Here is a 24,531-nt window from a genome sequence, read left to right on the forward strand (position 1 = left end):
ATTCTTCTTTCCAGCCATGCTATTTGCCCGTCACTGTCGCATTCTTTTTCTCTTAACTTCGGCGGCGGCATCGGCAAGCGCCTGCGCATCGGGCACGGCGCGTATCGAATGGGTACGCGCTGAAATCGTCCCGGGCGAAGGCAAGGTCAACGCGGCGCTGTTCATGCCGGTCAAGCTTAACGGCATGGACTGCCGCGCCCAGTTGGACACGGGCGCGCCGGGTATCGTGCACTTCCATCAATCGTTCGATCGCAGCACCGCGCGGCCTGTGGTGGTCGAAGCATTGGGGATACGGCACGAAGTCGAAGGACCGCCCAATCTGGAGGCCGACCAGGGCGGCTGCCCGAAAGGCATACGGCTCTCGCTGGGCAACCAGTTCTTCGAACAAGGCACGCTCACCATCGATCTGAAGCGGGAGCAGTTGAGCTTTGCAACGGGATCGACGCTGGCGGCCGACGCCAAGGCCGTGCCGTTCTTCTATCCGCAGTGGGATGTGAATTCCTCCGGCGGCGGGCATATTGTGATTGAGTTGAGCGACGGCCAGGGCCGCAAGCGTTACGCGATGCTCGATACCGGCGCGGCCAGTTTCGGCATTTCGGCGCTGACGACCGAATCGTGGCGCCAGCTCACCGGCAAGGAGCCGGCAGCCGGCCCTGGCGTGACCAGCTACAGCGTGAGCAGCTGGGGCAAGGCGCTGCCTTGCTATCGCGTACATTCCACCACGCGGTTCGAGCTGGGCCAGGGCCAGGCGCTGGAAAACGCCGACGTGTCGTATTGCGAGGCACCGGCTTTCAAGCCCGGGCAGAAGCTGGCGGCGTTGATAGGCTTGCGCAATTTTTCAAACCACACCATCACCATCGACTATCCTGCGCGCCGCTTGCGCTTTGCCGCAGCGACGGCGGAGTAGGCGGCATGACGGGCGCGGTCAAGGTAACGCTGGCAAGGCAGGGTTGGACTTTCGATGCGCAAGCGCCGGCGACGGTACTGCAAAGCGCCGAGCGCGCCGGCGTGCGTCTGCCCAGCTCCTGCCGCAACGGCACTTGCCGCACCTGCATCTGCCTGAGCACCAGCGGCACGGTGCGTTATCTGATCGAGTGGCCGGGCCTGAGCCTGGACGAAAAGCGCGAAGGCTACATCCTGCCCTGCGTGGCCATCGCCGAAACCGACCTGGTCATCGAGGCGCCCGCCGCTTCCAGGCTCCCGGCCCCATCCGATACTGGCGCTTGAAGGCGCGGTGGAAGGCCGCTTCGGATTGGTAGCCCACCGCTTCGGCCACGTCGCCCGCCTGGCGGCCGGCGTCCAGCAGGCGCGCAGCCTGCGCCATGCGCAACTGCGTCAGCACTGCGGCCGGTGCGGCGCCTGCCGCCTGCTTGAACAGACGCGCGAAGGTGGCGCGCGACATGTGGCAGGCTGCCGCCAGTTTCTCCAAAGTCCAGTCCTGCTGCGGCGCGGCCAGCATGCCGTTCAGCGCCGCCTGTAGACGGCGTTCCGCCAGCACGGCGAACAGTCCCGGCATCGCCATCGATTGCTCCAGCCAGCCGCGTATCAGCAGCGCGAACAGGGCTGACGCCAGTTGCCGCACGATGGCTTCCGAGCCGGCGCGCGGCGCCTCGGCCTCGGCCTGCAGCATGGCGATCAGATGGTTCAGGCCTTGCGTGTCGGCGCGGCCGGCGGTGCGCACCACCAGCATGGGCGGCAGTGCGGTCAGCAAGCCATCGGCGCCGTCGTCATCGAAACGGAATTCGCCGCACAGGATGTCGGTGGCGGGGCCGTCGCCGTCGTTGCCTTCGTAGCGCAGCAGGCCTGGCGCTGTGTGCAGGGAGGAGGCTTGCGCGGGATCGCCGATGTAGAGCCGGTGCGCGCTGCCGTGCGGGAAGACGATCAGGTCGCCTGCCTGCAGCGTCAGGCCGTCGGCGCCGTCCACCAGCGCCGTGCCGCGCACGATCAGGTGGTAGGGGGCGACGCCGCTGGCGCTGGCGCCGTGGTCAAGCACCCAGGGGGCGCCGAAGTGGCAGCGCGTGTCCAGCGCGGTGCGCATCGGGTACAGCGAGAGCAGGTGGCTGAGCGTGTCCATGGCAGTCTGGTTTGAGACGAATGAGCAAATTATAGATTGATTTGAGCATTCATCATCTCATGCCGTAGGCCTAGACTGTTTCCATACCAACTCACCTGAAAGGAAACATCATGTCCCGCCTGCATACCCCTGTCGTTTCGGAAGCTACCGGCCACGCTGCGCAGTTATTCACCGCCATCAAGGGCGCGATCGGCAAGGTGCCGAACGCTTACGTCACGCTGGGCGGCAACAGCCCGATCGCGCTGGAAACCGCTTTGAACATGGATGCCGCGCTGCGTCAAAGCAGCCTGTCGGCGCAAGAAGTGGAAGTGGTCAAGCTGGCCGTGAGCCAGGATGCGCAGTGCGATTACTGCCTGGCCGCGCATACGCTGGCCGGCCGCAAGTCCGGCCTGAGCGGCGAGGCCATGCTGGCCGTGCGCCACGGCAGCTCCAGCGGCGATGCGCGGCTCGATGCGCTGGCGGGTTTTGTGCATACGGTGGCGACCACCCGTGGCGAGGTGCCGGCGGAAGTGGTGGCGACGGTCCGGCAGGCCGGCTACAGCGACGCGCAGATCGTCGACGCGCTGCTGGCGATTGCCACCATCACCTTCACCAACCTGTTCAACCGCGTCAACGCGACGCCGCTGGATTTCCCAGCCGCGCCTTAAGTTGCCGGGCCGTCGTCGCGTTTGCGCAGGCGGCTTAGCAGCGCGTCGGTCGATTCGCTGAGCGGCACGCCGTGGCGCCGCATCAGCTGGATATTCAGCACCATGTTTTCCAGCACCAGCTTGGCCGCCACGGCCAGCAGGGTCAGGTGCTTGTCTTCTTCGCTGAAGCTCTCCATCGCCTCGGCCATCTCGCACAGGTGGTTGGAGATCAGGCCGCGCAGATCGTGTTCGTCGAACGGCAGGTCGGCGAAATCGATCGGGTCTTCCTTCTCCACTTCCTCCATCAACAGTTCCAGCTCTTGCGGTGTGATCGTCATGCAGTGCTCCGTTAGTTGATGCGTTTTCATTTTATTCGAAACCGGCATAGAATCTGAATTCCCGTCGATCAAACCAATAAGCACAACGATGGCGCAACTCATTTTTACCCAGCAACTGGGCCGCTTCATGGATGTGCCGCAGGTGGAGACCGAGGCGGCCGATCTGCGCAGCGCCCTTGACGCCGCCTTTGCCGACCACCCGCGGCTGCGCGGCTACGTGCTCGACGAGCAGGGCCAGTTGCGCGAGAACGTCGTCATCTTCATCGACGGCCAGCGCACCCGCGAGCGGAAAATATTGAACGACGCGCTGGCTCCCCTATCCAAAGTCTATATCCTGCAAGCTCTCTCTGGAGGTTGACATGTCCGACCGCGCCTACATCGGCACCCGCAAAGGTCTGTTTGAAATCTACCGCACCCACGAGGCGTGGCATATCGATCAGCAGCACTTCCTGGGCGACCCGGTGTCGATGGTGCTGCCGGACCGGCGCGACGGCACGCTGTACGCGGCGCTGAACCTGGGCCACTTCGGCGCCAAGCTGCACCGGCGCGATGCGGGCAGCGACAACTGGGTGGAGGTGGCGGCGCCGGCCTTTCCCACCAAGCCGACTGACTCCGCCGATCCGGTCGAGTGGACGGTGAAGCAGATCTGGTCGCTGGCGGCGGGCGGGCCGGACCAGCCGGGCGTGCTGTGGGCGGGCACCTTGCCGGGCGGCCTGTTCCGCTCGAACGACCGGGGCGAGACGTGGCAACTGGTGGACGGGCTGTGGAACGTGCCCGAGCGCGTGCAGTGGATGGGCGGCGGCTACGACGTGCCGGGCATCCACAGCATCTGCGTCGATCCGCGCGACAGCAGGTCGGTGCTGGTCGGCGTGTCCTGCGGCGGCGCCTGGCTGACCACCGATGGCGGCGAGAGCTGGTCGCTGCGCGCGCAAGGCATGAAGGCCAACTACATGCCGCCGGAAATGGCCGACGTGCAGCAGATACAAGACCCGCACCGCATCGTGCGCTGCCCGGGCGAACCGGACAAGCTGTGGTGCCAGCATCACAACGGCATCTGGCGCTCGGTGGACAACGGCGCCAACTGGACCGAGGTGCACAGCGCGCCGCTGTCGAATTTCGGTTTCGTAACGGCCGTGCATCCCAAGGATGGCGAGACGGCCTGGTTCGTGCCGGCCGAGGCGGACAGCAAGCGCATCGCCGCCCACGCGGCGCTGGCCGTCACCCGCACCACCGATGGCGGCAAGCATTTCACCGCCTGGCGCGGCGGCTTGCCGCAGCAGCATTGCTACGATCTGGTGTATCGCCACGGCCTGGCGGTCAGCGATTGTGGGCAAATCCTGCTGATGGGATCGACCACCGGCGGCGCCTGGCTGTCGGAAGATGGCGGCGGCCAGTGGCAGACCATCTCCACCACCTTGCCGCCGATTTACTCGGTCAGTTTCGCTTAGTCGAACTTACCCGGCATAGGCCAGGAACATATCGACGGTCGCTTCGACCACTTTCTTTTGCATGGCCGCGTCCAGCGGCGGCTGGTTCAGCGTCACTTGCGGCCAGAAGGCGAAGGTTTTCAGCTGGCCCGTCAGCATATGCGGGGTCAGCGCGGGATCGGCCTTGGCCAGCTTGCCGTCGGCCTGCGCGGCGCGCAGCCAGACCACGGCTTCCTCTTCCTTGCGGGTCAGCCGCGTCACCATTTCCTGCGCCCGCTCGGGCGAGTGGATGGATTCGGCGATCGCCACCCGCGCCAGGTCGAGGAAGTAGCCGTCCTGCAGCATGGCCATCTTTCTCCACAGCAGATCGAGCAACTGGTCGCGCAGCGGAGCGGCCGGATCGTAAGGGCGCGCTTCCAGCTCCGCAAAACTATTCCACAACTCATGCAATATTTGCGCGAACAGTTCGTCTTTACTGGGGAAGTGGTTGTACACCGTGCGCTTGGAAACACCGGCGGTGGCGGCGATCTTGTCCATGCTGGTCGATTCGAATCCGCTGACGCGGAACTCGGCGATGGCGGCTTCGACGATGGCCTGGCGTTTGCGGTCGGTCAGTTTGAGGGGCGTGTTCATGGCTTTATTTTACACCGACTAGTTTACTTTTCAAAAAATAAGAACTACACTGTGTAGTGTACATTCTCAATCCAGGAGTCGCCCGTCATGACTTATCAATCCGTTACCGCTGAATCCGCCCTCGACGGCCTGTCCGTGCCCAGCGCGCCGCGCACCCGCGACGGCAAGTTCCGCAATCCGGTGAAGATGCACCAGATGGGCTTCTTCAAGTCGCTGGGCGTCATGCTGCGCTTCGCCTTCGACAAGCCGAAGGACACCGTGCCGCGCCAGGCCATCCCCGTTCATGCGATCACGCAGCAGCAGTTATTGGATGCTCCGGATCGCAGCCTGTTCCGCCTCGGGCATTCGACGGTGCTGCTCAAGCTCAACGGCCATTTCTGGCTGACCGATCCGGTGTTTTCCGAGCGCGCGTCGCCGGTGCAGTGGGCCGGGCCGCAGCGTTTCCACCAGACGCCGATCAGCATCGAAGAGCTGCCGCCGATCAAGGGCATCATCCTGTCGCACGATCACTACGATCACCTCGACTACGCCGCCGTGATGAAGCTGGCCGCCAAGACCGAGCATTTCATCACGCCGCTGGGCGTGGGCGACCGGTTGATCGCCTGGGGCATCCCTGCCGCCAAGGTGCAGCAGTTGAGCTGGTGGCAATCGACCCACGTGGCGGGGCTGAAGCTGGTGGCGACGCCGGCGCAGCACTTTTCCGGCCGTGGCCTGAGCGACCGCAACAAGACGCTGTGGGCGTCCTTCGTCATCGAGGATCGCGACGTGAAGGTGTTTTTCAGCGGCGATAGCGGCTATTTCGACGGCTTCAAGGAAATCGGCCGCAAGTATGGTCCGTTCGACCTGACGATGGTGGAAACCGGCGCCTACGATCCGCAATGGCCGGATGTGCACATGCAGCCGGAGGAATCCTTGCAGGCGCACATCGATTTGCGCGGCAAGGTGATGCTGCCGATTCATAACGGCACCTTCGATTTGTCGCTGCATGCGTGGCACGATCCCTTCGACCGCATCGCCGAGCTGGCGGCGGAACGCCGTCTGCCATTGGCCACGCCGGAAATCGGCCAGGCGCTCGATATCCGCCTGCCGCTGGCCGATGGAAAATGGTGGGAACGGGTGAAGGAACAGGAAGCGGCGATGGCCGCCGCCTGAGTCAGGCGACGACGTTGATCAGCTTGCCGATGGTCTCGCCCTGCGCGTTGATCTGCGGCTTGGGCGGCGCGGCCAAGTCGGCCGGCAGCACTTGCTGGGCACGTGAAGGTTTCTCTATCGCATTATTCAGATTCGGGGCTGGCGCCGCTTTCAACGGCGGCGCGGACGCCTGATCGCTCTCGCGCTGGCTATCGCTCAGCGTCTGCTTGTCCTTGGTCAGCTGCTGGCGGCTTTGCTCCAGCCGGTTGGCGTCCTGGCTCACGCGTGTCTGATCCGTTTGCACCTGCCTTTCGGCTTGTGCTATCGATGCCTGCAGCGCACTGACGGACGTTACGGAAGCCACAATCTAACCTCTAGGCAAAAATTCTGGACATAGCAAGGCAGAATCGTGTTGAGCACGATCAATTGCAGATTAGGCTAGAAAAACAAAAAAGGCAAGGCGAACTACGCCTTGCCTGTGAGGGAGGGATGGAACAGTTTAGAAGCGGTACAAGACCGATGCTTCCCAGGTACGGCCAAACAGCGGACGTGCGTTGATCGGACCGGTGCCGCCGGCGGTCAGGCGGGAATTGCCCTCAGTCAGCCCCAGTTCGTTGTTGAGGTTGGTGCCGCTGAGGCGCACTTCGATCTTGTCACCCAGCGAGAACAGCACGCCGGCATCGATGGTGCGGTAGGACGGCAGGTATTGCTGGTTCGCCTGGTCGGCCCAACGCTCGCCGATCGAGGTGTAGGTGGCGTAGAGCTTGGCCGAATTGCCGTCGCCGAAAGGAATCTTGTAGGTCGGCGTGAAGCGGAACTGCAGCTTGGGCTGGCGCTGGACGGTTTTGCCTGCGGTGTCAGGATTGTCGCGGTATTCCGATTTCTGGTAATCGCCGGTCAACGCCAGTTGCAGGTTTTCGATAGGGCGCACGGCCAGTTCGAATTCCACGCCGTTGCCCTTGGAACCGCTGATCGAATGCAGCTCGCGGCCGTCGGCCAGCACTTGCGAGAAGGCGATGCCGTCGAACTCGGTGTGGAAGGCGTTGATGTAGGCGCTGTACATCTGGGTCGCGGTCTTGAAGCCGATTTCGTACTGGCTCACTTTCGGTGTCGGCAGGATGCCGCGGTCGTTGACCTTAGCCTGCGTGCCGGCGCCACGCAAATCGTCGAAGGAGATGAAGGTGTGGCCGCGGTTGGCGCGCACGAACACGGCCGTATCCTTGGCCAGCTTGTAGTTGCCGCCGATGGTGAAGGAGTTGGCGCTGTCGGTGCGGCTCAGGTAGGTGTTGGAACCGTCAGGCATCGAGGTGCCGTTGTTGTACACGGTCAGCGGATTGTTGTCGGTGTCGGCTGAGGTCAGGTTGGAGATCGTGCCGCTGATCTTCTGCTGCTCATGGCGCATGCCGAAGTCGATCTTGATGCGGTCGTTGACCTTCCACTCGTCCGAGATAAAGGCGGCGGTATTACGGCCGTCATACGAGGCGACCGGCGCGTAGAACACATTGCCGTCGGTGCCGTTCTTCGACACGACCACGCCGTTGTTCAGGGTGACGTTAATCAGGCTGGCCTGCGGCACGGCGGTCATCAGGTGGCTATTGCCCAGGTACCAGACATCATGCGACGAGTAGTCGGCGAAGTAGCCGCCGACGGTGACGGTGTTGCCGTGGCCGATGTCCTTGCTGACGCGCAGTTCGTCGGTGAACGATGTCAGTTTCTTCGCCACCGACCACAGGCCGGCCTGCACCACCTGCTGGCTGCCATCGACCGCGCCGCCGTGCACATAGGTCGCCGTGCCTGCCGTGGCCAGCTTGCCGCCGGCCGCAGCGACGGTTGCCGCGTTGCCGTTGGCCGAGGCGATGGCCGCGTTCAGGTAGTCATTCATCGACAGCGGGTTGTTACCGGTGAACATGGCGTTGGTGTTGAGGTCGCCGTCGAAGCGGTTGAACTTGTTCGATACGCTCCACTCGCCGATCTTCTGGTCGAAATCCGCGCCGAACACGGTGGCTTTCAGGCCACGGCCATCGGCCAGGTCACGGTTGAGCGTCTTGCCCGGCGCGGCTTCGATGGTGAAGTTGCGCATTTCGCCGCTCATCAAGGTGCCGGTCAGCGCATTGAAGCCGGGGAATTGCGAGATCGTGTGGCCGCCGTTGCTGGAGATCAGCGGCACGCCGGTGTAGAAGGCGTTCTTGTCGTCGGTGTTGCGGACGTACATGGTCAGCTTGCCGTCGTCGAGCTTGCGGGTCAGCGTGGCGGTCAGCTGGTGGCCGTCGTCGGCAGGGAAGCCGGCGTCGCGCACGCCGTCGGTCTTGCGGTAGAAGCCGCCGACCGAACCGTACCAGCCGTCGCTGATTTTGCCGCCGTAGTACATGTCGACGCGGCGCAGGCTGCCGGTGCCGGTGGTGAAGCGCACCGAACCTTCCGGCGTGTCCGTGCCTTCTTTCAGGATGAAGTTCATCGTCGCGCCGGGCTGGGCGTTGGACCAGATGGTGGACGGGCCGCCGCGCAGCACTTCAACGCGCTCGACCGTGTCGTCCAGGCGGAAGGCCGACGAACCTTCGAAGAACGACAGCGTCGGCGGCGGGAAGATAGGGTTGCCCATCAGCTGCACCGAGACGAAAGGCGAATCGCTGCCGGACGGGAAGCCGCGCACTTCGATGTTGGCGCCGGACTGGCCGCCGGTCGATTCCGCATACACGCCCGGCACCAGTTTCATGACGTCGGCGGTGCTGCTGGGCGAGGCTTGTTTCAGTTGTTCTTCGGTGGCGGTGGTGATGGAGAAGGCCGAGTCGACCTTGCGCACGCCGCGCGCCGAGGCGACACCGGTGACGACGACTTGCTGGACTTCGGCGGCGACTTCCTTGGACGGTACGGGTTCAGTCGGGGCGGCGCTTTGAGCCTGCGCGGCGGTCTGGTTGACGAGCGTGAGGACGGCAGCCGTGACTGCGGATAACAAGAACGGATTCTGGCTTTTCATGTGGTCTGTGCTTTCTTATGGTGTAAATCGTCTCCTGGACGGCGCGCCACCAGCAAAAACAGCCTGCGGTAGTTCCATCCCCATCTTCCGCTTTTCGTGAAGATGGGCCATTGAAACAAGAAATGATATCGATGTCAATCAAAATGTTATCGATGTCATTTTCCGCGACAAACGAAAAATTTCTGTCATAATGCGTGCGCACCCCCTGTTTCCAACCTATGAGCGATCAATGCCTTCGAACAAGTCTGTAGCCCGCAAAGCCGAAACAGCATTGACGATGGAAGACCTGGCCAAGCTGGCCGGCGTCTCCAAGATCACCGTTTCCCGCGCGCTGCGCGACAGTCCGCTGGTGACGGTGGAAACCCGCGAGAAAATCCGCGCGCTGGCCAATGAGCAGGGCTACCGTTTCAACGTCAGTGCGCGCAATCTGCGCATGGGCCGCAGTTATTCGGTGGCGGTTGTGGTGGAAATGACACCCGTGCGCGGCCGGCCCATGTCCGATCCGTATCCGCTGGAGCTGTTGGGCGGCATCACGCAGGAACTGACCACGGCAGGCTACAGCGTGGTGCTGACGTCCAAGCAGTTGATGAACACGGCGCCGGTGCAGGGCGCCGACGGGTTGATCCTGCTGGGCCAGGGCTCGCACGGCGAGGCGGTGCGGACCCTGCAGCAGACCGGCATGCCGCTGGTGGTGTGGGGCGCGCCGGAGCCGGACACTGACTACATCGTGGTCGGTTCGGACAACAGAAAGGGCGGCATCAGCGCCGCCGAGCGCTTCATCGCGCAGGGCCGGCAGAAGCTGGTGTTCCTGGGCGACGTCGACCACGCCGAGGTGCAGGAACGCTGCGCCGGTTTCATCGACGCGATGGGCGGGCGGGCGACGGTGCACATCATCCGTCCCAAGGCCTTCACCTTCGAGGCGGGCTTCGACAGCATCTCTGCGCTGTTGAAAAAGAAGGGCGCCAATTTCGACGGCGTGTTTGCCGCCAGTGATTTGCTGGCCATGGGCGCGATCCGCGCGCTGGCCGAGAAGAATTTGCGGGTGCCGGAGAATGTCTCCGTCATCGGCTACGACGATACGCCCGGCGCGGCCAGTTTCGTGCCGCCGCTGACCAGCGTGCACCAGTATCTGCGCGACGGCGGCGTGTTGTTGGCCAAGAAGATGTTGGGCCTGATCGAAGGTCACCCGGTCGCATCCGAAATGCTGCCGACCACCTTGATGGTACGCCAGACCTAGTTTTCCCGTTTTCCCCTGAAAAAAGCCAAAAACGTCAAAAAACCGGCTTTTTTCAAAATTCAAACCGCTTTGAATCGCATTTTTAAGGAATACGCTGTGCAACAACACACCTATCCCCTCGAAGCCTGGTGCATCCGCGAGACCAGTTTCGACACCGACTCCCACTTTCTCGACGAAACCCTGTTCGCTTTGGGGAACGGCTACATCGGCCTGCGCGGCACCGGCGAGGAGGGCTACAGCGGCCCGGCCGGTACATCGCTCGATGGCACCTACCTGAACGGCTTCTACGAATCGGAGCCCATCCAGTATCCGGAAGCGGCCTACGGCCTGGCCAAGGTGAACCAGTTCATGCTGAACGTGCCGAACGCGAAGGGCATCGAGCTTTGGCTGGAGGACGAGCGCTTCGATCTGCTGTCCGGCTTCGTGCAGGCGTACGAGCGGGTGCTGGACTTCCGCACCGGCGTGCTGACGCGCACAGTGGAATGGACCTCGCCGCAGGGCCGCAGCGTGAAGCTGCACAGCCGTCGCCTGGTGTGCTTCGAGAACAAGCATCTGTTCGCAATCGAGTTCACGGTGACGCCGCTGAACTTCGCGGGGCGCGTGCGGCTGGTGTCGTCGCTCGATGGCGCGGTGAAGAACCAGGAAGCCGGCGACGATCCGCGCGTGGGGTCGGCGGTGTCGGGCCAGTCGCTGCACATGGTGGCGCACGAACAGAACGTCGGCTTCGCGGCGCTGGTGCAGCGTACGCACAACAGCGGCTTCATGCTGGTCAGCGCCACGGATACTGAACTGACGGGCGCCGATGCGACCATCGAAATCGCCCAGGTGGAGCAGCGCCTGACGCAGACTTACGAAGTGCAGGCGCAGGCCGGCCAGGCCATCACGCTGAACAAATACGGCAGCTACTTCTCGTCGCGCGATTACGCGGAGGCGGAGCTGATGTGGCGCAGCAAAGACACGCTGGCCACCGCCAAGGCGGGTGGCTTCGACGATTTGCGCATGGCGCAGGAGCAGTACCTGGCCGACTTCTGGCAGCAGGCCGACGTGCAGATCGCCGGTGACGACGCGCTCCAGCAAGGCATCCACTTCAACCAGTTCCATCTGCTGCAATCTGTGGGCCGCGACGGCAAGACCAACATCTCCGCCAAGGGCGTGACGGGCGAGGGCTACGAAGGCCACTATTTCTGGGACACGGAAATCTACATCTTCCCCTTCTTCCTGTATTCGAAACCGGAGATCGCCCGCAAGCTGCTGGAGTACCGCTACGCCGGCCTGCCGAAAGCACGTGAGCGTGCGCGCCAGATGTCGCATGCCACCGGCGCGCTGTACCCGTGGCGCACCATCGCCGGCGACGAGTGCTCGGCCTACTTCCCGGCGGGGACGGCGCAGTATCACATCAACGCCGATATCGCCTATTCCATCAAGCTGTACATGGAAGCGACCGGCGACCAGGAATACCTGGTCAAGCACGGCGCGGAAATCGTGATGGAGACGGCGCGCATCTGGATGGGCATCGGCAGCTATGACCGTGAAGGGCGCTACTGCATCAACCAGGTGACGGGCCCGGACGAATACACGGCGCTGGTCAACAACAACTACTACACCAACGCGATGGCGCAGATGCACCTGAACTTTGCGGCATCGATCGCGGAGCAGTTGCAGGCGCAGGTGCCGGCGGAGTTCGCGCGCATCGCCGCAGCCACAGCGTTGGCTGCTGGCGAGCCGGCCGAGTGGCGCCGCGCCGCATCGCTGATGAACCTTCCCTACGACGACGCGCTGCAAATCCACGCGCAGGACGACAGCTTCCTGTCCAAGAAAGTGTGGGATTTCGCCAACACGCCGAAAGAGAACTACCCGCTGCTGCTGAACTACCACCCGATGGTGATCTACCGCCATCAGGTGTGCAAACAGGCGGACGTGGTGCTGGCGCTGCTGCTGCTGTCCGACCAGTTCACGCTGGAAGACAAGCGCCGCGACTTCGACTACTACGAAGCGGTGACGACGCACGATTCTTCGCTGTCCTCCTGCATCTTCAGCATCATCGCTGCGGAAGTGGGCTACGCGGACAAGGCCTACGACTACTTCATGGAAACCGCGCGCCTCGACCTGGACGACACGCATGGCAACACGCACTACGGCGTGCACACGGCCGCGATGGCCGGCACGTGGATGGGCGTGGCGTATGGCTTCGCGGGCATGCGTGTGGTGGGCGGCGAGCTGCATTTCGCGCCGTCGGTGCCTAGGCAGTGGCAGCACTACACCTTCAAGATCCACTTCCGCGGCGCGCTGCTGGAAGTGCACGTTGAACCTGGCCGAGCGGACTACCGCCTGCTGCAAGGCGAGACGCTGAACTTTACCCATGGCGGCGAAGCCGTCGCACTGACGCTGTCGCAACCGACGCAATCGAGGAGCTTTGCATGAGCCGCTTTAAAGCCGTTATCTTTGACCTGGACGGCGTCATCACCGACACCGCCCACTATCACTACCTGGCGTGGAAGCGCCTGGCGGAATCGCAGGGCGTACACTTCGACCACGCCTTCAACGAAAACCTGAAGGGCATCGACCGTATGGGATCGCTGGATCTGATCCTGGCGTCGTCGAAGCGGACGTACACGCAGGAGGAAAAGCTGGCGCTGGCCGACGAGAAGAACCGCCACTACCAGGAGCTGATCGCCACCATGTCGTCGGCCGATCTGCTGCCGGGCGCGGTGCGGGCGTTGGACGTGGTGCGCGCTGCGGGCTTGCGCATCGGTCTGGCCTCGGTCAGCAAGAACGCCTTTACGGTGCTGGGGCGCCTAGGCATCACCGATAAATTCGATTACGTGGTTGATGCGGCGACCATTGCGCGCGGCAAGCCGGACCCGGAGATTTTCCTGAAGGCGGCGCGGGAGCTGGGCGTGGCGCCGGAAGACTGCCTGGGCGTGGAGGATGCGGTGGCGGGGGTGGCGTCGATTAAATCGGCGGGGATGTTCGCACTGGGGATAGGCCATCCCTTTGTGCTCACCCAGGCCGACGTGGTCATCACGAGCCTGGGCGACTTCAATCTCGAATCATACTAAATAATATAAATTATAAAAATTCGGAGACAGTATGAAGAACAATCGCATTCTATTTGCGCTATTTCTGATTTACTTTGTATTCGCGATTCTGCTCAATAGCGTGGGCACGGTCATCCTTCAGATTATCAACAACTACGGCATCAGCAAATCCAGCGCCAGTGTGCTGGAAGGGTTCAAGGATCTGCCGATTGCTGCGGTGTCCTTTCTGATCGCGTCTTTCTTGCCGCGCCTGGGCTACAAGAAGGCCATGCTGGCCGGGCTGGCCATCGTCACCGCCGCGTGCGTGGCGATGCCGGTGCTGCCGTCGTTCGCCACCACCAAGCTGCTGTTCTTCTGCGTGGGCGTGTCGTTCGCGCTGGTGAAGGTGTCGGTGTATTCGACGCTGGGCCTGATCGCGGCCGACCGCAAGCAGCACGCCAGCATCATGAACCTGCTGGAAGGCTTCTTCATGGTCGGCGTGTTGAGCGCTTACTGGGTGTTCGGCTACTTCATCGATTCGTCCGATCCGCTGTCGCACAGCTGGCTGCAGGTGTACTGGGTGCTGGCCGTGCTGTGCGCGCTGACCTTCGCGCTGCTGCTGACCACTCCCTTCAACGAGGACATGGCGGCGCTGCCGGAAGGCCGCAGCATCGCCCAGGATTTCGCGGCGATGCTCAAGCTGTTCTTCAAGCCGCTGGTGTGCGTGTTCGTCATCACGGCGTTTTTGTATGTGCTGATCGAGCAGAGCGTGGGCACCTGGCTGCCGACCTTTAACAACGAAATCCTGAAACTGCCGGCGGCGATGAGCGTGCAGGTGACGAGCATCTTCGCCGCCTGCCTGGCGATAGGCCGCTTGTCGGCCGGTGTGTTGATGCGTAAGTTGAACTGGTATCCGGTGATGAACGCCTGCGTGATCGGCATGGCGGCCATGGTGCTGCTGGCGCTGCCGTTGACGCACGACGTGGTGGCCGATCCCAACATCAGCTGGTCCAGTGCGCCGCTGGCGACCTTCCTGTTCCCGTTGATTGGGCTGTTCATGGCGCCTATCTACCCGGGCATCAATTCGGTGATGCTCAGTTCTCTGCCCAAGAACCAGCACTCGGCCATGACCGGGCTGCTGGTGATCTTTTCGGCGCTGGGCGGCACCACCGGTTCGCTGATCACCGGCTACGTGTTCGGTAACTTCAGCGGCCACTTCGCCTTTTATCTGACCTTGGTGCCCATCTCTATCGTCTTGATTATGTTGTATTTTTTCAAAAAAGCGGTAGATGACGGTGGTGGTGGTTTCGACCCGTCCGCTATAATCAGCGGTCAACATTGAGCAATTGTCTATGAACCTGGAGCGCCTCGCGAATTTACTCGGCATGTCGAAGACCACGGTGAGCCGCGCGTTAAACGGTTATCCCGAGGTGAATGGACGTACCCGTGAGCGCGTGCTGAAGGCGGCCAAGGAGAACGGCTATCAGGCCAATCCGATGGCGCGTTCTTTGGCGCTGGGGCGTACCAATGTGTTCGGGATCATCTATCCGCTGCTGCCGGCGGATTTGGGCGATCCGATGTTCCTCGACGTGGTGGCCGGCATGTCGGCCGCGCTGGAGCAGGTCAGCAAGAACCTGATCATCGCGCCGGTGTCGCCAGCGGCGGAGCAGCCGTCGTATCAGCAGATCGTGCGCGGACGGCGGGTCGACGGGCTGGTGGTCAGCCGCACGCTGGTGCGAGACGAGCGCATCGCGTTCCTGAGCAAATCAAAATTCCCCTTTGTCGCGCATGGCCGCACCGAGCTCGATGCGCCGTATGCGTGGTTCGACTACGATAATGCGGCGGGCATCCGCATGGCGATGGAGCGTCTGCTGGGATTGGGGCATCAGCGCGTGGCGCTGGTGAGCGCGCCGCTGGAATTGAACTTCGCCCGCCAGCGCAAGGACGCGTTTGTGGCGGCGATGGCGTCGGCCGGGCTGGTGGTCGATACGCGCTACCTGATCGACAATACGCTGGACCGGCGCAGCGGCTATCAGGCGATGCAGCAGTTGCTGGCATGCTCGCCGCGTCCGACGGCGGTCATCGTCGACAATCATTTGTCGGGTGTGGGCGCGGTGCGCGCGCTGCTTGATGCGGGCATCGACATCGGCAAGGAGATTTCGGTGATCGTCTGGGGCAGCATGGCGGACACGCTGGCTGGCATCGACGTCACCACGATAGACCAACCCGACGCCCACAAAGCCGGCGCCCGTATGGTCGAGATGCTGCTCGCGCTGGTAGACGGCAAACCGGCCGGCGAGCTGCAAGAGCTGTGGCAGCCGGTGCTGCTGGCTGGATCGACTATTGGGCCTGCTCAACTGAGATAACCGTCGATGCACTCGTGGCAGTGGCTTCGATTTCGAACAGCATGCCGTCCAACGCTAAACGCGGAACTGGGATCAGCGTGCAGGCTGGTGCGGGCAGGTCACCCCATGCGGCGCGCAGTGCGCTGCTGAAGATGCCTAGCCGTTCTTCGTTGTGATCGACGATCAGCGCAGTGACTTTGGCGACGTCGCTCAGCCGTGCATCGGCGGCGGCGAGCGCGGTTTGCAGATTGGCCAGCGCCTGCCGCACCTGCTCCTCAAAACTTTCCGACAGCACGCCCTCGGCATCCTCTCCGCCCTGGCCGGCGATGTAGATGATGCGCGCAGGCGCTTCGGCAATGACGACGTGGCTGTAACCATTGGGGCGTGGATCGTACAGACCGGGTGGGTTGATGAATTTCATGGCGTCCTTCAGGCAGTGAATGTGCAGACACTATAAAATCTCAACTTAACTTGAGGTCAAGGATTTTATATGGCATCCCCTCCGAAGGAACTCGGCGTCGGCGAATTGGCCGAGCGGGCAGGCGTGGCGGTATCGGCGCTGCATTTTTACGAAGCCAAGGGACTGATACATTCGGTGCGCTCCAGCGGCAACCAGCGGCGCTATGCGCGCTCCGTGCTGCGGCGACTGGCCGTGATCAAGGTGGCGCAGCGCGTCGGCCTGCCGCTAGCTGCCATCGCGCAGGCGCTCGATGCACTGCCGTCGGGACGCACACCCACAGTCGCCGACTGGCGTCGTCTATCTGCCGCATGGAAGCTGGAACTGGATGAGCGCATCAAGACGCTGACGCAATTGCGCGATCAACTCGACGGCTGCATCGGCTGCGGATGCCTCTCGCTACGCGCATGCCCGCTGCGCAACGCACAGGACACGCTGGCGCAGGAAGGCGCTGGTCCGCATTTCAGATAGCGCCGGCAAAAGATAGTTGTTAATATTCTCAAATGAAGATTTCTATCAAAAGCCTCGGCGTGGCTTGCATTGGCGCTTGCCTGCTTGCGCCGCTCCACGCGGAAAACAATGACCCTTTGTGGAAAAACGTAACGGCGCAGCTGGAGGTATCGCGACAGTGGGCCGCCGGCGTGATCGATATCGCCAGCGATGTCGACAAGGGCAACGGTGTGCAGCATGCGTTGGCGACGATGCGTCTGAGTGGATGGGACAAGCAAAAGCCGGTGTACACACTGGTCAAAGCACAACCGCCGAGTGCCAAGGGCGTCGATTTGAAATTCCTGAACGCCATCTCGGCGCTTTCCGCGTCCATGGCGGAAGACGAAACGCCCACCCGCACCGACGGCGTTCCGCTCGACGGCATTGCGTGCACGGTCTTCGCAACCCATTTCAATCAGGCCGCGAACAAGGGCGAAATGAAGCTGTGGGTAGATGCTGCATCGGGCAAGCCGCGGCAGATGGCGCTCAGTTTCCACATACCGTTCATGGCCGATGGGACCATCGTTACGCATTATGCGACTGGCGCGCAGGGACAAATTCTGCCTGCTGCTATCGACTATGACATGGAGATCCTGATCCCCTTCAGGAAGGGCAAGGCCCGCATACAGCAGACCTCTTCCGCCTGGGTGGCTCAGCCGCCGCCTGACGGCGCTCCATCGGATCGGCGCTAGAGAACGCGGGAGGCGCTGACCTGCCTCCCGCTTGCCTGCTTACATATTGCGGCGATACTGGCCGCCGACTTCGAACAGCGCCGTCGTGATCTGGCCCAGCGAGCAGACGCGCACGGCGGCCATCAGCTTTTCAAACACGTTGGCGTTGTCGATGGCGGCTTGCTGCAGTGCCGCCAGCGCTGCCGGTGCGGCATCCGCGTTACGGGCGTGGAAGTCCTCCAGGCGCGTGAGCTGCGATTGCTTCTCGTCGTCGGTGGAACGCGCCAGCTCGATGATCTGCGGCGCTTCGGTGCCGGCCTTCGGATTGCGGAAGGTGTTGACGCCGATGATGGGCAGCGTGCCGTCGTGCTTCTGGTGCTCGTACAGCATCGACTCTTCCTGGATCTTGCCGCGCTGGTAGCCGGTTTCCATCGCGCCCAGCACACCACCGCGTTCGGCGATGCGCTCGAACTCCTGCAACACCGCTTCTTCCACCAGGTCGGTCAGCTCTTCCATGATGAACGAGCCCTGGTTCGGATTCTCGTTCTTGGCCAAGCCCCATTCGCGGTTGATGATCAGCTGGATCGCCAGCGCGCGGCGTACGGATTCGTCGGTCGGCGTGGTGATCGCTTCGTCGTAGGCGTTGGTGTGCAGCGAGTTGCAGTTGTCGTAGATCGCGATCAGCGCTTGCAGCGTGGTGCGGATGTCGTTGAAGTCGATCTCCTGCGCGTGCAGCGAGCGGCCCGAGGTCTGCACGTGGTACTTCAACTTCTGCGAACGGTCGTTGGCGCCGTACTTGTCGCGCATCGCCACCGCCCACAGGCGGCGCGCCACGCGGCCAAGCACCGTGTATTCCGGGTCCATGCCGTTCGAGAAGAAGAACGACAGGTTAGGCGCGAAGTCGTCGATGTGCATGCCGCGCGCCAGGTAGGCTTCCACAAACGTGAAGCCGTTCGACAGCGTGAACGCCAGTTGCGAGATCGGGTTCGCGCCCGCTTCGGCGATGTGGTAGCCGGAGATCGACACCGAATAGAAGTTGCGCACTTGGTGGTGGACGAAGTATTCCTGGATGTCGCCCATCACCTTCAGCGAGAACTCGGTCGAGAAGATGCAGGTGTTCTGGCCCTGGTCTTCCTTCAGGATGTCGGCCTGCACGGTGCCGCGCACGTTTTGCAGTACCCAGTCCTTGATCTTGGCCGCTTCGTCGGCGCTAGGCTGGCGCTTGTTCTCTTCGACGAACTTGGCAACCTGCTGGTCGATGGCGGTGTTCATGAACATCGCCAGGATGGTCGGCGCCGGGCCGTTGATGGTCATCGAGACGGAGGTGCTCGGGCTGCACAGGTTGAAGCCGTCGTACAGCACCTTCATGTCGTCCAGCGTGGCGATCGATACGCCGGAGTTGCCGACCTTGCCGTAGATGTCCGGACGCAGCGCCGGATCGGCGCCGTACAACGTCACGGAATCGAACGCGGTCGACAGGCGCTTGGCGTCCATGCCGGTGGAGACGAGCTTGAAGCGGCGGTTGGTGCGGAAGGCGTCGCCTTCGCCGGCGAACATGCGGGTCGGGTCTTCACCCTCGCGCTTGAAGGCGAACACGCCGGCCGTGAACGGGAAGGAGCCCGGCACGTTTTCCAGCATCAGGAAGCGCAGCACTTCGCCGTGGTCTTCATAACGCGGCAGGGCCACCTTGCGGATCTTGGTGCCGGACAGCGTGTGCTGGATCAGACGGGTGCGGATTTCCTTGTCGCGAATCTTGACCACGTAATCGTCGCCGGCATACGCGGCCTGCATGTCCGGCCACTGGGCCAGCAGCTTCTTGGCGCCGCCGTCCATTTCCGCATCGCGTTCGGCGATCAGGTCGTCGAAGTCGGCGGTCTTGTGGGCGATGGCCAGCATGCGTTTCGATTCGGTCAGCTGCTGGCGTTCGCGCGCCAGCGTGACCTGCTTGCGCGTGAAGCGGTGGTAGCCGCGCACGGTGTCGGCGATCTCCGCCAAGTAGCGCGCGCGTGCCGGCGGCACGATCACGTTTTTGCCGCTGGAGAAGCGCACATCCACCGGCGCCAGCTTGCCCGGCTTGGCCTTCAGGCCGAACTGCACCAGCTTCGGCACCAGGCCCTGGTACAGCGAGGTGACGCCGTCGTCGTTGAAGCGCGATGCCTGGGTGCCGTAGACCGGCATTTCTTCCGGACGCTTGCTCCACAGCTCGCGGTTGCGCTGGTACTGCTTGGCGACGTCGCGCAGCGCGTCCTGCGAACCTTTGCGGTCGAATTTGTTGATGGCGATGAAGTCGGCGAAATCGAGCATGTCGATTTTTTCCAGCTGCGAGGCGGCGCCGAATTCCGGCGTCATCACGTACATGGACACGTCGACGTGCGGCACGATGGCGGCGTCGCCCTGGCCGATGCCGGAGGTTTCGACGATCACCAGGTCGAAGCCCGCCACCTTGCAGGCGGCGATCACGTCCGGCAGCGCCTGCGAGATTTCGGAGCCGGCTTCACGCGTGGCCAGCGAGCGCATGAAGACACGCGCCTGGCCGTTCCAAGGATTGATCGCGTTCATGCGGATACGGTCGCCCAGCAGCGCGCCGCCGGATTTGCGGCGCGACGGGTCGATCGAGATGATGGCGATGTTGACGGCGTCGCCCTGGTCGAGGCGGATGCGGCGTATCAGTTCATCGGTCAGCGAGGATTTACCGGCGCCGCCGGTGCCGGTGATGCCCAGCGTCGGCACGGCCAGGCCTTCGGCGGCGGCCAGCAGTTCGGCGCGCAGGGCAGGGGAGGCTTTGTCGTTTTCCAGCGCGGTGATCAGCTGGGCCAGTGGGCGGTGGCGGGCGGCGATGTCGCCTTCCTTCAGCGGCGCCAGCGAAGTTGGCGAGTAGTTGGACAGGTCAATGTCGCACTGCTGCACCATCCACTGGATCATGCCGACGAGGCCCATGCGCTGGCCGTCTTCCGGGCTGAAGATCTTGGTGACGCCGTAGGCATGCAAGTCGGCGATTTCGTCGGGGACGATGACGCCGCCGCCGCCGCCGAATACCTTGATGTGCGAGCCGCCGCGCTGGCGCAGCAGGTCGATCATGTACTTGAAGTATTCGACGTGGCCACCCTGGTAGCTGGAGATGGCGATGCCTTGCACGTCCTCGGCCAGCGCCGCGGTGACGACTTCGTCGACCGAACGGTTGTGGCCCAGGTGGACCACTTCGACGCCGTTCGATTGCAGGATGCGGCGCATGATGTTGATCGAGGCGTCATGGCCGTCGAACAGCGAGGCGGCCGTCACGAAACGGACTTTGTTGTTCAGGCGCGGCTGCTCGGGTACGGCGGCGATTTTTGGTGCGGATAGGTCGTTCATTTGTGTCCCTTGTATTCTTGTGTCGATCTGCGTCGTGGTTCCATTATAGGACTCAAGCTGCGCGTTGCTGGCTGAATTGCGCCAGCAGGCGTGCCTTCTCGGTGCGGAAGGTGGCGACAGCCTTTTCCTTCACGTGGCCGAAACCGCGCACTTTCTCCGGCAGGCCGGCCAGTTCCACGGCGGTGGCGTGGTTTTCCGGCGTCAGCTTGTCCATCAGCGCGGTCACCAGCTCGCGGTACTCGACGATCAGGGCGCGTTCCATCTTGCGCTCTTCGGTGTAGCCGAAGATGTCGAAGGCGCCGCCGCGCAGGCCTTTGAACTTGGCCAGCAGCTTGAAGGCGCTCCACATCCACGAACCGAATTCCGCCTTGACCAGGTGGCCCTTGGCGTCCTTCTTGGCGAACATCGGCGGCGCCAGGTTGAACTTGACCGAGAACTCGCCTTCGAACTGCTGCTTGAGCTGCTCGACGAAACGGCCATCGGTGTACAGGCGCGCCACTTCGTATTCGTCCTTGTAGGCCATCAGCTTGAAGGCGTATTTGGCGACGGCGGTGGACAGCTTGTTGCCCAGGCCCAGGGCGGTTTCTTTGGCGCGCACTTGCGACACCAGCTGTTCGTAGCTCGCAGCGTAGGCGGCGTTCTGGTACGCCGTCAGGAACTCGACGCGCTTGCCGATGACGTTCTCCAGGCTTTGCGGCATCTGCATGACGATGGCTTGCGTAGGCGTAGCCACGCGCTCGACGCGCTTCAGGTCCACGGCGGCGCGGCGGCCCCACAGGAAGCTCTTCTTGTTCGAGGCGATGCCGACGCCGTTCAGTTCAATTGCGCGCAGCAGCGATTCTTCCTTCAGCGGGATGCGGCCCTTCTGCCATGCGTAGCCGAGCATGAACAGGTTGGCGGCGATGGAGTCGCCCATCAGCGCGGTGGCCAGCTTGGTGGCGTCGATGAAATCGGCGGCGCCGGTGCCGACCGATTCCTCGATCAGTGCACGCACTTCCTCCACCGGATACTGCCAGTCGGCGTTCTGCGCGAAGGTGCCTGGCGGCTGCTCGTGCAGGTTGACGATGGCCAGCGTGCGGCCTGGACGCATCTTCGATACCGCGTCGGCGGCGCCGGCGGTCAGCATGTCGCAGCCCAGGATCACGTCCGCTTCGCCGGTGGCGATGCGTTGCGCGCGCAGGTGGGCCGGGGTCTTCGCGACTTTGACGTGCGAAGTCACCGAACCGTTTTTCTGCGACATGCCGGTCATGTCCAGCACCGACGCGCCTTTGCCTTCCAGGTGAGCGGCCATGCCCATCAGCGCGCCGACGGTGATCACGCCGGTGCCGCCGATGCCGTTGATCAGGATGTTGTACGGCTGCTCGCACGATGGCAGCGCCGGTTCAGGCAGGGCGCCGAAACCGTCGTCGGCGTTGTCCTTGGTGACGCCGGTCTTGGTCTTCTTCAGCGAGCCGCCTTCGACGGTAACGAAGCTCGGGCAGAAGCCCTTCACGCACGAGTAGTCCTTGTTGCAGGACGACTGGTCGATGGTGCGCTTGCGGCCGAACTCCGTTTCCTTCGGCAGGATGGAGGTGCAGTTCGATTGAATGCCGCAGTCGCCGCAGCCTTCGCAGACGGCTTCGTTGATGACCATGCGCTTGGCCGGGTCGGGGAATTCACCTTTTTTCCGGCGGCGGCGCTTCTCGGCCGCGCAGGTCTGGTCGTAGATCAGCACCGATACGCCGCCGATTTCGCGCAGCTCGCGCTGGACGGCGTCCATGTCCTTGCGGTCGTGCAGGCTGACGATGGATGGCAGGGCGCTGCGGTCGGTGTAGCGGTTCAGGTCTTCGGTGACGAGGGCGATGCGTTTGACGCCTTCGGCCGCCATCTGCTGGGCGATCATCGGCACCGAGGTGATGCCGTCGACCGGCTGGCCGCCGGTCATCGCCACCGCGTCGTTGTAGAGGATCTTGTAGGTCATGTTGACCTTGGCCGCAACGGCTGCGCGGATCGCCAGGTAGCCGGAGTGGAAGTAGGTGCCGTCGCCCAGGTTCTGGAATACGTGCGGAATTTTCGAGAACGCGGCCTGGCCGATCCACGGCGCGCCTTCGCCGCCCATGTGCGTGGTCAGTTTGTTGAACTCGGGGTAGATCGACGTCGCCATCACATGGCAGCCGATGCCGGCCAGCGCCAAGCTGCCTTCAGGGACTTTGGTCGAGGTGTTGTGCGGGCATCCGGAGCAGTAGAACGCTGGACGGAACGGGGTGTTGATGGCTTTCTTCAGCACCGCGTCTTTGGCGTCGAGGAAGGTCAGGCGGGCCTTGATATGGTCGCAGGTGACGGGGTCCGAGATCAGGCGCTTGACGCGCGAGGCGATCACGCGCGCCACTTGCGAAACGGAGAAGTCGGCCTTGGAGGTCAGCAGCCATTCGCCGCGTGGGGCGACCCATTCGCCTTTTTCATCGAACTTGCCGATCACGCGTGGGCGCACGTCGTCGCGCCAGTTGTACAGCTGTTCCTTCAGTTGGTATTCGACGATCTGGCGCTTCTCTTCGACCACCAGGATTTCGTCCAGGCCTTGCGCGAATTCGCGCACGCTGTCCGGTTCCAGCGGCCATGGCATCGCGACCTTGAACAGGCGCAGGCCGACGTCGGCCGCCATCTTCTCGTCGATGCCCAGTTCTTCCAGCGCTTCCAGCACGTCCAGGTAGGATTTGCCGGAGGCGATGATGCCCAGCTTGGCGTTCGGGCTGGTGATGGTGGTGTGATTGAGTTTGTTCTCGCGCGCGTAGGCCAGCGCGGCGTAGATTTTGTAGTCCTGCATCAGCGCTTCCTGATTGCGCGCCTGCTGGCCCAGCGGGATGCTGGACAGGCGTGCATTCAGTCCGCCTTCCGGCATGACGAAGTCCTGCGGGATCTTGACTTCGACGCGGAACGGATCGGCGTCGATGGAGGCCGACGATTCGACCGTGTCGGCCAGCGCCTTGAAGGCCACCGTGCAGCCGGAGAAGCGCGACATGGCCCAGCCGTGGATGCCCAGGTCCAGGTATTCCTGCACATTGCATGGATACAGGACGGGGATCATCGAGGCCGAGAACAGGTGGTCCGACTGGTGCGGCAGCGTTGACGAGTAGGCGCCGTGGTCGTCGCCGGCCACCAGCAGCACGCCGCCGTGCTTCGAAGTACCCGCATGGTTCATGTGCTTGAAGACGTCGCCGCAGCGGTCCACGCCCGGGCCTTTGCCGTACCACATGGCGAACACGCCGTCGTACTTGGCTTCGCCGATCAGGTCCACCTGCTGCGAACCCCAGACGGCGGTCGCGGCCAGATCCTCGTTCACGCCCGGTACGAACTGTACGTGGTGCGCTTCGAGGTGCGGCTTGGCCTTCCACAGGTTCTCGTCCAGGCCGCCCAGCGGCGAGCCGCGGTAGCCGGAGATGAAGCCGGCGGTGTTCAGGCCGGCGGCCTGGTCGCGCACGCGCTGCATCATCGGCAGGCGCACCAGCGCCTGGATGCCGGACAGGAAAATGTCGCCCTTGGTCGCGGTGTATTTGTCGTCGAGGCTCACGGTGGTGAGGCGGGATGTGGCGGCGGCTGCATCTCTTGCGGATGCTGCTGCGCCGTTTGCCGTGGTATCGGGCATGGCGGTGTCTCCGGTGTTGTGTCGGTTCGCGCCCAAGCTTGGAGGCGCCGGGTAGGCGCGCCAGGATCAGGCCATGGGCCGCATGGTTAGCGGCGTTGCAGGTATTTTAGGCTTAAAAAACCCGCTTTGTAGCAGAGTA

The 24,531-nt window shown here is 63.1% G+C and carries 21 protein-coding genes; 13 read left to right on the top strand and 8 right to left on the bottom strand.

Translation table 11 applies throughout. The features are described from left to right. Positions 1–16 precede the first annotated feature (16 nt). Positions 17–907, top strand: a complete 891-nt coding sequence (locus GEV01_RS22320) for a hypothetical protein (RefSeq protein ID WP_217428474.1) — start codon at positions 17–19, stop codon at positions 905–907. A 5-nt stretch (positions 908–912) separates the two neighbouring features. Next, entirely contained in the window at positions 913–1,227 is a 315-nt protein-coding gene (locus GEV01_RS22325; protein WP_152807725.1) for a 2Fe-2S iron-sulfur cluster-binding protein, read from the top strand. Here the strand turns inward: GEV01_RS22325 and GEV01_RS22330 are convergent. Next, on the bottom strand, positions 1,172–2,074 hold the full coding sequence (locus tag GEV01_RS22330; protein WP_152807726.1) for an AraC family transcriptional regulator: 903 nt from the start codon (positions 2,072–2,074) through the stop codon (positions 1,172–1,174). The two genes, GEV01_RS22325 and GEV01_RS22330, sit on opposite strands and share 56 nt — an antisense overlap. A gap of 110 nt (positions 2,075–2,184) precedes the next feature. Here GEV01_RS22330 and GEV01_RS22335 point away from each other — a divergent pair, with 110 nt between their 5' ends. Next, positions 2,185–2,721, top strand: coding sequence for a carboxymuconolactone decarboxylase family protein (locus GEV01_RS22335; RefSeq protein ID WP_152807727.1), 537 nt, complete (start codon positions 2,185–2,187; stop codon positions 2,719–2,721). On the opposite strand, the gene GEV01_RS22340 is transcribed toward GEV01_RS22335, so the two are convergent. Then, positions 2,718–3,038, bottom strand: coding sequence for a hypothetical protein (locus tag GEV01_RS22340; protein ID WP_008443796.1), 321 nt, complete (start codon positions 3,036–3,038; stop codon positions 2,718–2,720). The two genes, GEV01_RS22335 and GEV01_RS22340, sit on opposite strands and share 4 nt — an antisense overlap. A gap of 88 nt (positions 3,039–3,126) precedes the next feature. Here GEV01_RS22340 and GEV01_RS22345 point away from each other — a divergent pair, with 88 nt between their 5' ends. Then, positions 3,127–3,396: a ubiquitin family protein gene (locus GEV01_RS22345; protein WP_152807728.1), complete on the top strand. Its 270-nt coding sequence runs from the start codon at positions 3,127–3,129 to the stop codon at positions 3,394–3,396. 1 nt (position 3,397) lies between these two features. Continuing rightward, entirely contained in the window at positions 3,398–4,486 is a 1,089-nt protein-coding gene (locus tag GEV01_RS22350; protein ID WP_152807729.1) for a WD40/YVTN/BNR-like repeat-containing protein, read from the top strand. Positions 4,487–4,492: 6 nt separating this feature from the next. Here the strand turns inward: GEV01_RS22350 and GEV01_RS22355 are convergent, their stop codons facing one another. Beyond that, the gene (locus tag GEV01_RS22355) at positions 4,493–5,098 is read right to left on the bottom strand and encodes a TetR/AcrR family transcriptional regulator (protein WP_152807730.1); all 606 of its coding nucleotides are present in this window, start codon (positions 5,096–5,098) and stop codon (positions 4,493–4,495) included. Positions 5,099–5,185: 87 nt separating this feature from the next. On the opposite strand from GEV01_RS22355, the gene GEV01_RS22360 reads away from it, so the two are divergent. Beyond that, positions 5,186–6,250: an MBL fold metallo-hydrolase gene (locus GEV01_RS22360; protein WP_152807731.1), complete on the top strand. Its 1,065-nt coding sequence runs from the start codon at positions 5,186–5,188 to the stop codon at positions 6,248–6,250. Between the two features lies 1 nt (position 6,251). Here GEV01_RS22360 and GEV01_RS22365 read toward each other — a convergent pair whose 3' ends face one another. Continuing rightward, positions 6,252–6,512 (bottom strand): hypothetical protein, encoded by a 261-nt coding sequence (locus GEV01_RS22365; protein WP_328595597.1) that lies wholly within the window; start codon positions 6,510–6,512, stop codon positions 6,252–6,254. Between the two features lie 216 nt (positions 6,513–6,728). Continuing rightward, the gene (locus GEV01_RS22370) at positions 6,729–9,203 is read right to left on the bottom strand and encodes a TonB-dependent receptor (protein ID WP_152807732.1); all 2,475 of its coding nucleotides are present in this window, start codon (positions 9,201–9,203) and stop codon (positions 6,729–6,731) included. A 229-nt stretch (positions 9,204–9,432) separates the two neighbouring features. On the opposite strand from GEV01_RS22370, the gene GEV01_RS22375 reads away from it, so the two are divergent. The 5 genes from GEV01_RS22375 to GEV01_RS22395 all read left to right on the top strand — a co-directional run bounded on the left by GEV01_RS22375 (position 9,433) and on the right by GEV01_RS22395 (position 15,823). Continuing rightward, the gene (locus tag GEV01_RS22375; protein ID WP_008443810.1) at positions 9,433–10,440 is read left to right on the top strand and encodes a LacI family DNA-binding transcriptional regulator; all 1,008 of its coding nucleotides are present in this window, start codon (positions 9,433–9,435) and stop codon (positions 10,438–10,440) included. A gap of 96 nt (positions 10,441–10,536) precedes the next feature. Next, on the top strand, positions 10,537–12,861 hold the full coding sequence (locus tag GEV01_RS22380; RefSeq protein WP_328595598.1) for a glycoside hydrolase family 65 protein: 2,325 nt from the start codon (positions 10,537–10,539) through the stop codon (positions 12,859–12,861). Then, a complete protein-coding gene (gene pgmB, locus GEV01_RS22385; RefSeq protein ID WP_152807734.1) occupies positions 12,858–13,499 on the top strand; it encodes a beta-phosphoglucomutase in 642 nt (213 codons plus the stop codon). Before GEV01_RS22380 ends, pgmB begins: the two co-directional genes overlap by 4 nt. A 31-nt stretch (positions 13,500–13,530) precedes the next feature. Beyond that, positions 13,531–14,799, top strand: coding sequence for an MFS transporter (locus GEV01_RS22390; RefSeq protein WP_152807735.1), 1,269 nt, complete (start codon positions 13,531–13,533; stop codon positions 14,797–14,799). 10 nt (positions 14,800–14,809) lie between these two features. Further along, positions 14,810–15,823: a substrate-binding domain-containing protein gene (locus GEV01_RS22395; protein ID WP_152807736.1), complete on the top strand. Its 1,014-nt coding sequence runs from the start codon at positions 14,810–14,812 to the stop codon at positions 15,821–15,823. Here GEV01_RS22395 and GEV01_RS22400 read toward each other — a convergent pair. Then, a complete protein-coding gene (locus GEV01_RS22400; protein WP_152807737.1) occupies positions 15,798–16,223 on the bottom strand; it encodes a RidA family protein in 426 nt (141 codons plus the stop codon). The two genes, GEV01_RS22395 and GEV01_RS22400, sit on opposite strands and share 26 nt — an antisense overlap. Before the next feature lie 69 nt (positions 16,224–16,292). Here GEV01_RS22400 and soxR point away from each other — a divergent pair, with 69 nt between their 5' ends. Further along, complete coding sequence (soxR, locus tag GEV01_RS22405) at positions 16,293–16,730, top strand: redox-sensitive transcriptional activator SoxR (protein ID WP_152807738.1); 438 nt, start codon at positions 16,293–16,295, stop codon at positions 16,728–16,730. 32 nt (positions 16,731–16,762) lie between these two features. Beyond that, positions 16,763–17,440 carry a hypothetical protein gene (locus GEV01_RS22410; protein ID WP_152807739.1) on the top strand — a complete coding sequence of 226 codons (678 nt, stop codon included), beginning with the start codon at positions 16,763–16,765 and terminating at the stop codon, positions 17,438–17,440. Between the two features lie 39 nt (positions 17,441–17,479). On the opposite strand, the gene icmF is transcribed toward GEV01_RS22410, so the two are convergent. After that, positions 17,480–20,770: a fused isobutyryl-CoA mutase/GTPase IcmF gene (icmF, locus tag GEV01_RS22415; protein ID WP_152807740.1), complete on the bottom strand. Its 3,291-nt coding sequence runs from the start codon at positions 20,768–20,770 to the stop codon at positions 17,480–17,482. Positions 20,771–20,822: 52 nt separating this feature from the next. Then, a complete protein-coding gene (locus GEV01_RS22420) occupies positions 20,823–24,392 on the bottom strand; it encodes an indolepyruvate ferredoxin oxidoreductase family protein (protein WP_152807741.1) in 3,570 nt (1,189 codons plus the stop codon). Positions 24,393–24,531: the final 139 nt, after the last annotated feature.

It is taken from the genome of Rugamonas rivuli (assembly GCF_009380165.1).
In the GTDB taxonomy this organism is placed as follows: domain Bacteria; phylum Pseudomonadota; class Gammaproteobacteria; order Burkholderiales; family Burkholderiaceae_D; genus Rugamonas; species Rugamonas rivuli.

Coding starts and splice junctions, on each gene's coding strand:
- GEV01_RS22420 (WP_152807741.1), bottom strand. CDS start 24,392: ATGCCCGATACCACGGCAAACGGCGCAGCAGCATCCGCAAGAGATGCA.
- GEV01_RS22320 (WP_217428474.1), top strand. CDS start 17: ATGCTATTTGCCCGTCACTGTCGCATTCTTTTTCTCTTAACTTCGGCG.
- GEV01_RS22345 (WP_152807728.1), top strand. CDS start 3,127: ATGGCGCAACTCATTTTTACCCAGCAACTGGGCCGCTTCATGGATGTG.
- GEV01_RS22335 (WP_152807727.1), top strand. CDS start 2,185: ATGTCCCGCCTGCATACCCCTGTCGTTTCGGAAGCTACCGGCCACGCT.
- GEV01_RS22325 (WP_152807725.1), top strand. CDS start 913: ATGACGGGCGCGGTCAAGGTAACGCTGGCAAGGCAGGGTTGGACTTTC.
- icmF (WP_152807740.1), bottom strand. CDS start 20,770: ATGAACGACCTATCCGCACCAAAAATCGCCGCCGTACCCGAGCAGCCG.
- GEV01_RS22360 (WP_152807731.1), top strand. CDS start 5,186: ATGACTTATCAATCCGTTACCGCTGAATCCGCCCTCGACGGCCTGTCC.
- GEV01_RS22340 (WP_008443796.1), bottom strand. CDS start 3,038: ATGACGATCACACCGCAAGAGCTGGAACTGTTGATGGAGGAAGTGGAG.
- GEV01_RS22400 (WP_152807737.1), bottom strand. CDS start 16,223: ATGAAATTCATCAACCCACCCGGTCTGTACGATCCACGCCCCAATGGT.
- GEV01_RS22375 (WP_008443810.1), top strand. CDS start 9,433: ATGCCTTCGAACAAGTCTGTAGCCCGCAAAGCCGAAACAGCATTGACG.
- GEV01_RS22390 (WP_152807735.1), top strand. CDS start 13,531: ATGAAGAACAATCGCATTCTATTTGCGCTATTTCTGATTTACTTTGTA.
- GEV01_RS22330 (WP_152807726.1), bottom strand. CDS start 2,074: ATGGACACGCTCAGCCACCTGCTCTCGCTGTACCCGATGCGCACCGCG.
- GEV01_RS22370 (WP_152807732.1), bottom strand. CDS start 9,203: ATGAAAAGCCAGAATCCGTTCTTGTTATCCGCAGTCACGGCTGCCGTC.
- GEV01_RS22395 (WP_152807736.1), top strand. CDS start 14,810: ATGAACCTGGAGCGCCTCGCGAATTTACTCGGCATGTCGAAGACCACG.
- GEV01_RS22355 (WP_152807730.1), bottom strand. CDS start 5,098: ATGAACACGCCCCTCAAACTGACCGACCGCAAACGCCAGGCCATCGTC.
- pgmB (WP_152807734.1), top strand. CDS start 12,858: ATGAGCCGCTTTAAAGCCGTTATCTTTGACCTGGACGGCGTCATCACC.
- soxR (WP_152807738.1), top strand. CDS start 16,293: ATGGCATCCCCTCCGAAGGAACTCGGCGTCGGCGAATTGGCCGAGCGG.
- GEV01_RS22410 (WP_152807739.1), top strand. CDS start 16,763: ATGAAGATTTCTATCAAAAGCCTCGGCGTGGCTTGCATTGGCGCTTGC.
- GEV01_RS22350 (WP_152807729.1), top strand. CDS start 3,398: ATGTCCGACCGCGCCTACATCGGCACCCGCAAAGGTCTGTTTGAAATC.